The organism is Pseudomonas sp. AC355, from assembly GCF_979258205.1.
Genome location: NZ_OZ409843.1, coordinates 4206227 through 4218912, shown reverse-complemented (window position 1 = coordinate 4218912; position 12686 = coordinate 4206227). Strand labels below are relative to the sequence as shown.

General features: G+C 63.5%; 10 protein-coding genes. 8 read left to right on the top strand and 2 right to left on the bottom strand.

The window, feature by feature from the left end; translation table 11 throughout:
• Positions 1 to 67: 67 nt before the first annotated feature.
• From ACZ0AI_RS19690 to betA, 5 genes are all read left to right on the top strand, one after another.
• Positions 68 to 1600: a sensor histidine kinase gene (locus ACZ0AI_RS19690; protein ID WP_463563324.1), complete on the top strand. Its 1533-nt coding sequence runs from the start codon at positions 68 to 70 to the stop codon at positions 1598 to 1600.
• Positions 1593 to 2285 (top strand): response regulator, encoded by a 693-nt coding sequence (locus ACZ0AI_RS19685; RefSeq protein WP_463563323.1) that lies wholly within the window; start codon positions 1593 to 1595, stop codon positions 2283 to 2285. Before ACZ0AI_RS19690 ends, ACZ0AI_RS19685 begins: the two co-directional genes overlap by 8 nt.
• 59 nt (positions 2286 to 2344) lie before the next feature.
• A complete protein-coding gene (gene betI, locus ACZ0AI_RS19680) occupies positions 2345 to 2947 on the top strand; it encodes a transcriptional regulator BetI (RefSeq protein WP_463563322.1) in 603 nt (200 codons plus the stop codon).
• A gap of 346 nt (positions 2948 to 3293) precedes the next feature.
• Positions 3294 to 4766, top strand: a complete 1473-nt coding sequence (gene betB, locus ACZ0AI_RS19675) for a betaine-aldehyde dehydrogenase (RefSeq protein WP_463563321.1) — start codon at positions 3294 to 3296, stop codon at positions 4764 to 4766.
• Positions 4767 to 4885: 119 nt separating this feature from the next.
• On the top strand, positions 4886 to 6595 hold the full coding sequence (betA, locus tag ACZ0AI_RS19670) for a choline dehydrogenase (protein WP_463563320.1): 1710 nt from the start codon (positions 4886 to 4888) through the stop codon (positions 6593 to 6595).
• Here the strand turns inward: betA and torT are convergent.
• Positions 6592 to 7608, bottom strand: coding sequence for a TMAO reductase system periplasmic protein TorT (gene torT, locus ACZ0AI_RS19665; RefSeq protein ID WP_463563319.1), 1017 nt, complete (start codon positions 7606 to 7608; stop codon positions 6592 to 6594). The genes betA and torT overlap by 4 nt on opposite strands.
• Positions 7609 to 7756: 148 nt before the next feature.
• On the opposite strand from torT, the gene mdtD reads away from it, so the two are divergent.
• The 3 genes from mdtD (at position 7757) to ACZ0AI_RS19650 (ending at position 11901) form a co-directional block, all read left to right on the top strand.
• Positions 7757 to 9172, top strand: a complete 1416-nt coding sequence (gene mdtD, locus ACZ0AI_RS19660; RefSeq protein WP_463565977.1) for a multidrug transporter subunit MdtD — start codon at positions 7757 to 7759, stop codon at positions 9170 to 9172.
• Between the two features lie 77 nt (positions 9173 to 9249).
• Complete coding sequence (gene dbpA / locus ACZ0AI_RS19655; protein WP_463563318.1) at positions 9250 to 10629, top strand: ATP-dependent RNA helicase DbpA; 1380 nt, start codon at positions 9250 to 9252, stop codon at positions 10627 to 10629.
• A 36-nt stretch (positions 10630 to 10665) separates the two neighbouring features.
• Positions 10666 to 11901 (top strand): diguanylate cyclase domain-containing protein, encoded by a 1236-nt coding sequence (locus ACZ0AI_RS19650; protein ID WP_463563317.1) that lies wholly within the window; start codon positions 10666 to 10668, stop codon positions 11899 to 11901.
• An 11-nt stretch (positions 11902 to 11912) separates the two neighbouring features.
• Here ACZ0AI_RS19650 and ACZ0AI_RS19645 read toward each other — a convergent pair whose 3' ends face one another.
• On the bottom strand, positions 11913 to 12677 hold the full coding sequence (locus tag ACZ0AI_RS19645) for a substrate-binding periplasmic protein (protein WP_463563316.1): 765 nt from the start codon (positions 12675 to 12677) through the stop codon (positions 11913 to 11915).
• Between the last annotated feature and the right edge of the window lie 9 nt (positions 12678 to 12686).

Here is a 12686-nt window from a genome sequence, read left to right as displayed (position 1 = left end):
CCACGCTTCTTTACGCCAACCTTGCACAGCGCCATGATCAGCCCACGCCCTGCCCCGGAAAACCACCATGCCCACCGCCGCCGACCGCCTCACCAGCCGACCGCTGGCGCCACTGAGCCATTACCTGCTGGCCATTCTCGCGGCCTTGTCGGGTTCGCTGCTGGCGCTGGCTGTTTCGCGCTGGCTGGATCTGCCGAACATCTCCCTGGTGTTCCTCGTCGTGGTGCTTCTGGTGGCGGTACGCAGCAGTGTCGGCCCGGCGCTGCTGTGCGCGCTGCTGTCATTCGCCGCTTACGGGTTTTTCTTTCTGCCGCCGGCCTGGTCGGTGGTCGTGCATCGTGAACAGGACGTGCTCACGCTGCTGTTCTTCCTGCTGATCGCCTTGCTGACTGGCAACCTGGCCGCGCGCCAGCGCCAGCAGTTTCGTGACTTGCAAGTGGCCCAGCGACAGACCGAAAGCCTGCTGAGCTTCGCCGAACGGCTGTCGAGCGCTCAGGATCAGCGCGACCTGCTCGCTGCCATGCACAGCCAGCTGGACTTGCCGGCCGAGCGCTTATGCCTGCTCAGTCGCGACGCGCAAGACCAGTGGCAGCAGGCCGATGGTAGCCCCCTGCAGCTCAGTGAGCTGGAGCGCATCAGCGCCGAACATGCCTGGCAAAACCGCCACCCGCGCGGTTACGACAGCCACAGCCTGACTCATCCGCACTGGTGGTGGTGGCCGTTGATGGACGGCGACCAGCCCCTGGCGCTGCTGGGCATGCGCACCGTGCAGGGCGATCCCCCGGCAGGCGAGCAACGCCAGTTGATCGGCGTACTGCTGCCGCTGCTGGCCCACGCCCTGGCTCGCGTGCAGCTTGTCGAAACCCTGGGGCACACGCGCCTGCAGCATGAAACCGAGCGGTTGCGCAGCGCCCTGCTCGCCTCGGTGTCCCATGACCTGCGCACGCCGCTGACCGCCATGCGCGGCGCTATCGAAACCCTGCAGTTGTTCATCGACAGCCTGGACAAGGCGACCCGCGACGACCTGCTAGAAAGCACAGCCAGCGAAGCTTCGCGCCTGGATCGCTATATCCAGAACCTGCTGGACATGACCCGCCTCGGCCACGGCGGCCTGCACCTGGAGCGCGACTGGATGGCCGCTGGCGACCTGCTCGCCGCCGCCGTGCAGCGTCTGCAGCCCGTGCTACAAAGCCTGCAGGTGCATATCGAGGTACCGCCCGATATGCCGCTGCTATGGGTGCAGGGCGCACTGATCGAGCAGGCACTGGTCAATGTGCTGGATAACGCCGCACGCTTCTCTCCGGTCGGCGGAGCCATCGACATCAACGCCCGCCATGACAGCGAACACCTGTACTTCACCATCAGCGACCAGGGCCCGGGCATTCCAGCCGACGAGCAGCCGCACATCTTCGACCTCTTTTACACCGCTGCCCGGGGCGATCGTGGCGGCCAAGGTACTGGCCTGGGACTGGCGATCTGCCTGGGCATGCTCAACGCCCACGGAGGCACTGCACAGGTTGATTCCACACCGGGCAAGGGCACGAGCATGATTCTGCAACTTCCACTGCAACAGCCCGACGAGGGCAGCAGCCATGACTGATGCACGCATTCTGCTGGTCGACGACGAGGCGGCGATTCGCAAATTCCTGCGCATCGGCCTGCAGGCCCATGGCTACCAGGTACTGGAGGCCGACTGTGGGGAAGCCGCCCTACACCTGGCGGCACTGGAACAGCCGGATCTCGTAGTACTCGACCTCGGCCTGCCCGACATGGACGGCCAGGAAGTGCTGACGCGTTTACGCGAATGGTCGAGCGTACCGGTGCTGGTGCTCTCGGTGCGCGCCGGAGAAAAGGACAAGGTGCAGGCCCTGGACAGTGGCGCCAACGATTACGTCAGCAAACCCTTTGGCGTGCAGGAATTCCTCGCCCGGGTACGCGCCCTGCTGCGCACCCGCCCCGCCAGCGAAAAGCCCGCGGCGGCGCTGGTCAGCGGCGGGCTGCGGGTCGACTTCGCGTTTCGCCGGGTGACCCTGGCCGAGCAGGAAATCAGCCTGACCCGCAAGGAGTACGCCGTGCTCGAAACCCTGGCTCGACATCCGGGCATGGTGGTCACCCAACAACAACTGCTGCGCGATATCTGGGGCCCGACCCATATCGAGCACAGCCATTATCTGCGCATCGTCATCGCTCACCTGCGGCAGAAACTGGGCGACGACCCGGCTGCACCGCGGCTTATCATAACCGAAGCCGGGGTCGGCTATCGGCTGGTGGATAGGGATGGCTGAGCGGCCAGCCTGCGGAGGCCTCTGTTAGACTGCTGCCACAGCCCCTACCGGAGAACACGATGCCCAAGGTCGGAATGCAACCGATCCGCCGCTCGCAACTTATTGCGGCCACCCTCGAAGCCGTCGACCAGGTTGGCATGAGCGATGCCAGCATTGCCTACATCGCACGCCTCGCCGGTGTGTCGAACGGCATCATCAGCCACTACTTCCAGGACAAGAACGGCTTGCTGGAAGCGACCATGCGTCACCTGATGCAGGCGCTTAGCGAGGCCGTCCACGCGCGCTATCGGCTGCTGCGCGAAGACACGCCGCAGGCGCGTCTGCGCGCAATCATCGACGGCAACTTCGACGAAACCCAGGTCAGCGGCCCGGCAATGAAGACCTGGCTGGCGTTCTGGGCCAGCAGCATGCACCAGCCCTCTCTGCGGCGCCTGCAGCGGGTCAACGACCAGCGCCTGTACTCAAACCTGTGCGGCCAGTTCCGCCGCGTGCTGCCGCAACCTCAGGCCCGCGCCGCCGCCCGTGGCATGGCTGCACTGATCGACGGCCTATGGCTGCGCGGCGCGCTGTCCGGAGAAGGCTTCGATACCCGCCAGGCGGCGCAGATCGCCTACGACTACCTCGACCTGCAATTGGCCAAGGCCGACCCCAGCCCCAGCTGATCGCCCGCAAGCGGGCTCCTACGCGGTAGCCATTGACCATTAGGAGCGTCGACCTCGGCGCGATTCGATAGCGGCGTTACCACACTATCGTCAGTGCCCGCGCCATTCGCCGCGAGGGCGCGGCTCCTACATGGCAGCATCTTTCCAGGCTCGGACACAACGCTGATACGCATGTCGTACCCAGCTCGGTTTCCGTCGCCCGCAGGATCTTTATTGATTGATCGATCAATAAAAACAAAGTAGGCTGTTTTTTAATCAAGTCGGCTGACATGTCTTTTCATCTCGCTCACGCCGATCCATCCGCCAGACCGCGAACAGCGTCTGGCTCGATCAGGAGAACGCCCCCATGACTCGATTCGAAGACCAGAAGCTCTACATAGGCGGCCAGTACGTCGACTCAAGCAGCGGCGCCACGTTGCAAAGCATCAACCCGGCCAATGGCGAGGTGCTGGCCAATATCTCGCGCGCCAGCCATGATGACGTCGAACGTGCCGTCGTCAGCGCCGAGCAGGGCCAGAAAGTCTGGGCGGCGATGACCGCCATGCAGCGCTCGCGCATCCTGCGTCGTGCCGTGGATATCCTTCGTGAGCGCAATGACGAGCTGGCCGAGCTGGAAACCCTCGACACCGGCAAGCCACTGAGCGAAACCCGCTACGTCGATATCGTTACCGGTGCCGATGTGCTCGAGTATTACGCTGGCCTGATCCCGGCCATCGAGGGTGAACAGATCCCGCTGCGCGACACCAGCTTCGTCTATACCCGCCGCGAGCCGCTGGGCGTGGTCGCCGGTATCGGTGCGTGGAACTACCCGATCCAGATCGCCCTGTGGAAGTCCGCGCCGGCCCTCGCCGCCGGCAACGCGATGATCTTCAAGCCCAGCGAAGTCACCTCGCTGACCACCCTCAAGCTGGCGGAAATCTACAGCGAGGCAGGCCTGCCCGATGGTGTGTTCAACGTACTGACCGGTAGCGGCAGCGAAGTGGGTCAGTGGCTCACTGAACACCCGCGCATCGAGAAGATTTCCTTCACCGGCGGCACGGTCACCGGCAAGAAGGTCATGGCCAGTGCCTCCAGCTCGTCGCTCAAGGAAGTGACCATGGAGCTGGGCGGCAAGTCGCCACTGATCATTTTCGAAGATGCGGATCTGGATCGCGCCGCCGACATCTCGCTGATGGCCAACTTCTACAGTTCCGGCCAGGTGTGCACCAACGGCACCCGGGTATTCGTACCTCGCACGCTGCAAGCACGTTTCGAGAGCAAGGTACTGGAGCGGGTCAAGCGCATCCGCCTGGGCAGCCCGCAGGATGACAACACCAACTTCGGCCCGCTGGTCAGCTTCGCCCACATGGAGCGCGTGCTCGGCTACATCGAGTCAGGCCGCCAGCAAGGCGCCCGCCTGCTGATCGGCGGCGAGCGGGTGACCACGGGTGAATATGCCAATGGCGCCTACGTGGCACCGACCGTGTTCACCGATTGCCGTGACGACATGACCATCGTGCGCGAGGAAATCTTCGGCCCGGTGATGAGCATCCTCATCTACGACAGCGAAGAGGAAGTCATCCGCCGCGCCAACGATACCGACTACGGCCTGGCCGCCGGCATCGTCACCCGCGACCTGAATCGTGCGCACCGGGTTATCCACAAGCTGGAAGCAGGCATCTGCTGGATCAACAGCTGGGGCGAATCCGCTGCCGAAATGCCGGTGGGCGGCTACAAGCAATCCGGCGTCGGCCGCGAAAACGGCCTGACCACGCTGGCCCATTACACCCGAATCAAATCCGTGCAGGTCGAGCTGGGCGATTACGCCTCGGTGTTCTGACTGCGTATGCCGAGCGGCGCCAACCGGCGTCCCGGCAGCGCTGCAAACCTGTTGCATGAGCCGGACACGGGCCTGCGATCCGCTTGGCCCAAGGCTCAGCCACCTACCAGGAGGCCACCATGTCCCAAGAATTCGATTACATCATCATCGGCGCCGGCTCTGCCGGTAACGTGCTGGCGACCCGCCTAACCGAAGACGCCAGCGTCAGCGTGCTGCTGCTGGAAGCCGGCGGCCCGGATTATCGCCTCGACTTCCGCACTCAGATGCCCGCTGCCCTGGCCTTCCCGCTACAAGGCCGGCGCTACAACTGGGCCTACGAAACCGACCCCGAGCCGTACATGGACAACCGCCGTATGGAATGCGGGCGCGGCAAGGGCCTGGGTGGTTCGTCGCTGATCAACGGCATGTGCTACATCCGCGGCAACGCCATGGACTTCGACAACTGGGCCAAGCAGCCCGGCCTCGAAGACTGGAGCTACCTGGACTGCCTGCCGTATTTCCGCAAGGCGGAAACCCGCGACATCGGTGCCAACGACTACCACGGCGACAGCGGCCCGGTCAGCGTCACCACGCCCAAGGCCGACAACAACCCACTGTTCCACGCCATGGTCGAGGCCGGTGTGCAGGCTGGCTACCCGCGTACCGATGACCTAAACGGTTACCAGCAGGAAGGCTTCGGCCCGATGGATCGCACCGTGACCCCGGAAGGCCGCCGCGCCAGCACGGCACGTGGCTATCTGGATCAGGCCCGCGAGCGCGCCAACCTGACCATCGTCACCCACGCCACCACCGATCGGATCCTGTTCGACGGCCAGCGCGCCAGCGGCGTCAGCTATCTGATTGGCAATTCGAACGATGCCACCGTCGCCATGGCACGCCGCGAAGTACTGCTGTGTGCGGGCGCCATCGCCTCACCGCAGATCCTGCAGCGCTCCGGCGTCGGCCCTGGCGAGCTGCTGCGCAGCCTGGATATCGATGTGGTGCACAATCTGCCAGGCGTGGGCGCCAACCTGCAGGATCACCTGGAGGTGTACGTGCAGTACGCCTGCACCCAGCCGGTGTCGCTGTACCCGGCCCTGAAGATGCTCAACCAGCCGGGTATCGGCGCCAAGTGGTTGCTGGCCGGCGACGGTATCGGCGCCAGCAACCAGTTCGAGGCTGGCGGTTTCATTCGCTCGCGCGAAGAGTTCGAGTGGCCGAACCTGCAGTACCACTTCCTGCCGGTGGCGATCAACTACAACGGCAGCAATGCGGTGAAGGAGCATGGCTTCCAGGCCCACGTAGGCTCGATGCGCTCACCAAGTCGCGGCCGCGTGCAGGTCAAGTCGAAGGATCCACGCCAGCACCCGAGCATCCTGTTCAACTACATGTCCCATGAGCAGGACTGGCAGGAGTTCCGCGACGGCATTCGCCTGACCCGCGAAATCATCAACCAGCCCGCTCTCGATGCTTATCGCGGCCGCGAACTGAGCCCCGGCGCCCATGTGCAGAGCGATGCCGAACTGGACGCCTTCATCCGCGAACACGCAGAAACGGCCTTCCATCCGTCCTGCTCGTGCAAGATGGGCGAAGACGCCATGGCGGTAGTCGATGGCCAGGGCCGCGTGCACGGTGTGCAGGGGCTGCGCGTGGTGGACGCTTCGATCATGCCGGAGATCATCACCGGCAACCTCAACGCCACCACCATCATGATCGCCGAGAAAATCGCCGACCGTATTCGCGGCGATCAGGCCCTGCCGCGCAGCACTGCGCCCTACTACACCGCCAATGGCAAGCCGGTACGTGGTACCCCGCGGCGCGCGGTCGAAGAGATGCGCTCGGCCGGCTAGTTCGGCAGTTCCTGGCTGGTCATGCGATATCCTGCAGGCGGCGCCAGCCGTTGCAGATCGAAACGCTCCAGCGCGGCAGCATCGAGGACTTCGATCTGCGGGCTGATCAGCCTGGGAAGTCTTTCGCCGTGCAGGCCACGCACGGCGAGATCCAGCGCAATACGCGCCTGGATCACCGGCGAGTCAGTCGGCGCTGCCAGCACCCGGCCGTTGCGGATTTGCTGCAGCACGCGATCCGTCGCGTAGACCGACAGGATCTGGGTCGACGAACCACTGCTGTACGCCAGCTCGGTCGCGAACAACGCCGCCTCGGCATTACCGATCAGGTAGTCGAGCGGCGGTTCGGTCTTGAACAGTTCACGCACCAGTTTCGCCTGGCGGCTGCGATCCAGCGGGCCGTAGCCACCGTGTACCAGGGTGATAGAGGTACCTTGCAGGGCTTCGTTGAGGCCCCGCTCGGCGTCCTTTATCCAGCCGGCATCGGCAGGCCCTGGCACCCAGCCGACGCGAATTGGCCGACCTGCACTGAGCTTGATCAGGTAACCCAGGGTCGCGCTGGCCATATCGGCGAAATCGACTCGCGAACGAGAGCTCAGCGTTTCACATCCCAGGCCATTGATAAGATCGATTACCGGGCGCCCGGCACGTTGCTGAACCGCGATACGCGAACACAGGTCGGAAGGATTGATGCCGGCGATCAAGAAGCCATCAGCGCCTTTATTGACACAATGGTCGAACTGCCTGACCTGAACCTCGGGATGGTCGTAGCCACCCGCCTCGTAGATGCCAAGCCGTACGCCCAAACGCTGAGCTTCCTGCTGCAACCCCCAGGCCACGCCCCACCAGTAACGATCCTTGGCATTCGGGATCAGTACGCAGATGCGCCAGGGCTCACTGGCTGCGCTCGCAGGCTGATAGACCTGCAACTGACCATCGACGACAACCGGCTGAGAAAACCACGCCGCCGCCGAAAGGCCCGACCAGAGCAGAGCGAGCAACAACAGACAGCGCATATGAACCCTCCCTAGTATCTGTTGGCCTTTCAGCGCGAGCCGTGCGTGAAGCGTCAACAGACCCTAGTACACTGACCACGGTTCATCCTAGCATCCATGCCTGGATGACCGGCATGGATAGAGTATGACACCCCGTAGTGAGACCACCATGACCCTGCTCGACGCCCGCACCGCCCGCCTGCTGCCCTGGATCGTCGCCATCGCGTTCTTCATGCAGACGCTGGACGGCACCATCCTCAATACCGCTCTGCCGAGCATGGCCGCCGACCTCTCCGAAGACCCGTTGCGCATGCAGTCGGTGGTCATCGCCTACATGCTCACCGTGGCGCTGCTGATTCCCGCCTCCGGCTGGCTGGCGGATCGCTTCGGTACGCGGCACATCTTCTTTGGCGCCATCCTGCTGTTCAGCTTCGGCTCGCTGCTGTGCGCGGTCTCGCAGTCGCTGAACATGCTGGTGATTGCGCGCATCATCCAGGGCCTCGGCGGCGCGTTGATGATGCCGGTGGGTCGCCTGGTGGTACTGCGCGCCTATCCACGTACCGAATTGGTACGGATCATGAGCTTCATCACCCTGCCCGGCCTGCTGGGGCCGTTGATCGGCCCAACGCTGGGCGGCTGGCTGGTGGAGTACACCAGCTGGCACTGGATCTTCCTGATCAATCTGCCGGTCGGCGCCCTTGGCTGCTGGGCCGCCTTTCGTTTCATGCCGGACTTGCGCGGCCCCGAACGCACGCGGTTCGATCTGGCCGGCTTCCTGCTCTTCGGCGCGGCCATGCTGCTGATCACCATGGCGCTCGAAGGCCTCGGTGAACTGCACTTGCCCCATGTGCGGGTGATGCTGCTATTGCTGGCTGGCCTGGCCTGCCTGGCGGCCTACTGGCTGCGCGCCGGGCGCACGCCCAACGCGCTGTTTCCGCCCAGCCTGTTCCAGACTCGCAGTTTCGCGGTGGGCATTCTTGGCAATATCTTCGCGCGCCTGGGCAGCGGCGCCCTGCCGTTTCTCACCCCGCTGCTGCTGCAACTGGGCATGGGTTATTCACCGGCCCAGGCTGGCATGAGCATGATTCCCCTGGCTCTTGCCGCCATGGCCATGAAGCCGCTGGCCAAGCCACTGATCGACCGACTCGGCTACCGACGCATCCTGACCAGCAACACCGTACTGCTCGGCCTGCTGATCGCCAGCATGGCCCTGGTCGACGGGCAGACCTCACACGTGCAACTGGCCATTCAGCTGACCCTGATCGGCGCCGTCAACTCCCTGCAGTTCACCGCCATGAACACCGTGACCCTGATCGACCTGCGCGACACCGAGGCCAGCAGCGGCAACGGCCTGCTGTCTGTGGTGGTGCAACTGTCGATGAGCATGGGCATCGCCGCCGCCGCGGCACTGCTTGGCGGCTTCAACCTGGACAATCAAGGTGCGGCGGATAGCGTACTGGGCGCCTTCCAGGCCACGTACCTGTGCGTCGGCCTGCTGTCGATACTGGCGGCGGGAATCTTCCTGCAGCTGTCGCCGGAAGACGGGCGCAGCGCCCGACGCGTGGAGGTGGACGTCGACGAGTAACGCAGTGATCGCCACGGAACTGTGCACGGCGCCTGCTACACTAGGCGCCTCTAAACGCTCCCCCTAGGCTCTGTACCGTGACCGCCACCGCTTTCTCCTCGCTTGCCCTGTCGCCCGCCATGCTGGCGAACCTCGAGTCCCTCGGTTACGCGCAGATGACGCCGATCCAGGCCCAGAGCCTGCCGGTCATGCTCAAGGGCATGGATTTGATCGCCCAGGCCAAAACCGGCAGCGGCAAGACCGCCGCCTTTGGTATCGGCCTGCTCAACCCACTCAACCCGCGCTACTTCGGCTGCCAGGCACTGGTGCTGTGCCCAACCCGTGAGCTGGCTGACCAGGTGGCCAAGGAACTGCGTCGCCTGGCCCGCGGTGAAGACAACATCAAGATCCTCACCCTCTGCGGCGGCGTGCCTTTCGGCCCGCAGATCGCCTCGCTGGAGCATGGCGCGCAAATCATCGTCGGCACGCCCGGTCGCGTCCAGCAGCACCTGGCCAAGGCCACGCTGAAACTCGATGGCCTCAACACCCTGGTACTCGACGAAGCCGACCGTATGCTCGACATGGGCTTCTACGACAGCATCGCCGAGATCATCGGGCAGACCCCGGAGCGCCGCCAGACGCTGCTGTTCTCGGCCACCTACCCAGCCGGCATCAAGCAGCTGTCCGCGACCTTCATGCGCAACCCGCAGCAGGTCAAAGCCGACGCACTGCATGACGACACGCAGATCGAACAGCGCTTCTATGAGATCAGCCCCGACGAGCGCATGGACGCCGTGGTCAAGCTGCTCAACAACTACCGCCCGCAATCCTGCGTGGCCTTCTGCTTCACCAAGCAACAATGCCAGGAAGTAGTCGACCACCTCACCGCCAAAGGCATCTCGGCCGCCGCCCTGCACGGTGACCTCGAACAACGCGACCGCGATCAAGTGTTGGCGACGTTTGCCAACCGCAGCCTATCGGTACTGGTCGCCACTGATGTGGCGGCGCGTGGCCTAGATATCGATGCGCTGGACATGGTGATCAACGTCGAACTGGCACGCGACTCGGAAATTCACATTCACCGCGTTGGCCGCACCGGTCGTGCAGGCGAGAAAGGCCTGGCCATGAGCCTGGTTGCCCCAGCCGAAGGTCATCGTGCCCAAGCCATCGAAACCCTGCAAAAATCGCCACTCAACTGGCACCCGCTGAGCAGCTTGAAACACCAAGGTGGGGCGCCACTACAGCCGCTCATGATGACGCTGTGCATCGGCGCCGGGCGTAAAGACAAGCTGCGCCCTGGCGATATTCTCGGTGCGCTCACTGGCGAGGGCGGCATCCCTGGCGCGCAGGTCGGCAAGATCGCTATTTTCGACTTCCAGGCCTATGTAGCCGTTGAACGCAGCCTGGCCGTGCAAGCACTCAAGTGCCTCAGCGAAGGCAAGATCAAGGGCCGCTCACTACGCGTGCGCACGTTGTAGACTCAAGCTAACTGCAGATCCGTCACAGGGGGTTCCGTGCGCAATATTCTGGTCATCGAAGACAGCCCGCTGGTTCTGAAAATCCTTGAACACCTGTTCCGCCAGGAAACGGATCTGCAACCGGTGTTCTGCGCCTCTCTAGGCGAAGCCGAGGTGATGCTGGAGACCTCGGCAGAGCTGTTCTTCGCCGCCATCGTCGACCTGCACCTGCCGGATGCGCCGGATGGCGAAAGCGTCGACCTGGTGATGCGCTACGCCCTGCCGTGCATCGTGCTCAGCGGCTCGTACAACGAAAAGCGTCGCGATGACCTGCTGCTCAAGGGCGTTGTCGATTACGTGCTCAAGGAAAGCCAGCACTCCTACGAGTATGCCTTCCGCCTGCTGCACCGGCTGGATAGCAACAGCCAGGTAAAGATTCTCGTCGCCGAAGACTCGGAGGCCACGCGGCACTTCATCCGTCACGTGCTGGCGCCCCATCGCTACCAGATCATCGACGCCAGCGACGGCGACGAAGCGCTGCGCATTCTCAAGGAACAACCGGATATCGACCTGCTGGTGGTCGATCACAGCATGCCTGGCATCAGTGGCTTCGAGCTGGTCAAGCTGCTGCGCCAGAAGATGAAGCGCAACGAGCTGATCATCCTCGGCCTGTCCGCAGACACCAAGGGCTCACTCAGCGCCATGTTCATCAAGCACGGCGCTGACGACTTCCTGCGCAAACCCTTCTGCCCGGAAGAACTGAACTGCCGGGTGATCTCCACCCTGGAACGCCGCGATATGATGCGCGCGCTCAAGCAGGCCGCGCAGTTCGATGCCCTGACTGGGTTGAACAACCGGCGAGCTTTCTACGAGCAGGGCATCCAGCAGTTTCAGCTGGCCCAGCGCAGTGGTCACGATCTGAGCGTGGCGATGCTCGACATGGACTTCTTCAAGCAGATCAACGACGAATACGGTCATGCCAGCGGGGATGCGGCGTTGATCGCCTTCACCCGAGCATTGAGTGCGGCGTTTCCGGATACCCTGCTCGGCCGCCTGGGTGGTGAAGAGTTCGCCATGGTCAGCCAGCAGAACGCCGAGCAGTTGGGCCAGGCACTAGACCGCCTGCGTGAGCAATGCGGGCAGCTCAAATACGCTATCGGTGCGCCGCCACTGTCATTCAGTGCGGGTGTTTACCATGGCGCACCAGATGATCTTGAAAGCCTCCTGCACCTGGCTGACCAGCAGCTCTATCAGGCCAAGCGACAAGGCCGCGCACGTACGCTCTGGCAGTAACGTTCGCAGGCTCACAAACCATGACGCTGCATGATCGCCGCATAGCTGCCATCGGCGCGCATGGCCGCAATCTCGGCGTCGAAGCGCCTGGCTATCTCGGCATGGTTGCCATGGGTGAGGCGGATGAGGATGTGCAGGCCGTTCTCACTCAACGGCATTGGCAGAAACTCCAGTTGATCGGCAACGCCCTTGAGCTGATGACTGAACTGAAACCGAGCGACGTATTCATCCTCAATGGCCAAGCTCACCCGGCCATGCTGCAGCATGTAGGCAGCACTCTCGAAACTACTCACGCCGACCTTAGTGAGGCGTTTGTCGGCAGTGAATGCCTGGGAATAGGCATAGCCGCGCAGCACGGCGATCCTGTGGGGGTACAGGTCGGAGAGTTGGGTGAAGAGGATGTCATCGCCTTTGCGCTGCACCAGGCGGATGCGGTTGATCAGGTAGGGCGCTGAAAAGTGGCCGAATACGGCGCGTTCGTCGCTGTACCAAGCGTTTATCAGCACATCGTAGTCAGCCTCCTGCAGCCCTAGAATGGCGCGATTCCAAGGCACCTCCCGGTACTCGCTGGTATAGCCAGCACGGCTCAGTGCGGTCGTCACCAGCTCGGTCGCGACACCATTGCCCGGTAGCCGCTGATCGGTGAACGGTGGCCAGGTATCAGCAACCAGACGCAGATGCTCTGCGCCTGCTCCGCAGGGCAGCAACAACAGAGACAGGAACCACGCTCGCCAGCTCTTCAATGGTCGTAGGCCTCGACAGCGAAAGGGGAACATGCCGCGAGG

Coding starts and splice junctions, on each gene's coding strand:
- ACZ0AI_RS19690 (WP_463563324.1), top strand. CDS start 68: ATGCCCACCGCCGCCGACCGCCTCACCAGCCGACCGCTGGCGCCACTG.
- betA (WP_463563320.1), top strand. CDS start 4,886: ATGTCCCAAGAATTCGATTACATCATCATCGGCGCCGGCTCTGCCGGT.
- betI (WP_463563322.1), top strand. CDS start 2,345: ATGCCCAAGGTCGGAATGCAACCGATCCGCCGCTCGCAACTTATTGCG.
- ACZ0AI_RS19685 (WP_463563323.1), top strand. CDS start 1,593: ATGACTGATGCACGCATTCTGCTGGTCGACGACGAGGCGGCGATTCGC.
- ACZ0AI_RS19645 (WP_463563316.1), bottom strand. CDS start 12,677: ATGTTCCCCTTTCGCTGTCGAGGCCTACGACCATTGAAGAGCTGGCGA.
- mdtD (WP_463565977.1), top strand. CDS start 7,757: ATGACCCTGCTCGACGCCCGCACCGCCCGCCTGCTGCCCTGGATCGTC.
- torT (WP_463563319.1), bottom strand. CDS start 7,608: ATGCGCTGTCTGTTGTTGCTCGCTCTGCTCTGGTCGGGCCTTTCGGCG.
- betB (WP_463563321.1), top strand. CDS start 3,294: ATGACTCGATTCGAAGACCAGAAGCTCTACATAGGCGGCCAGTACGTC.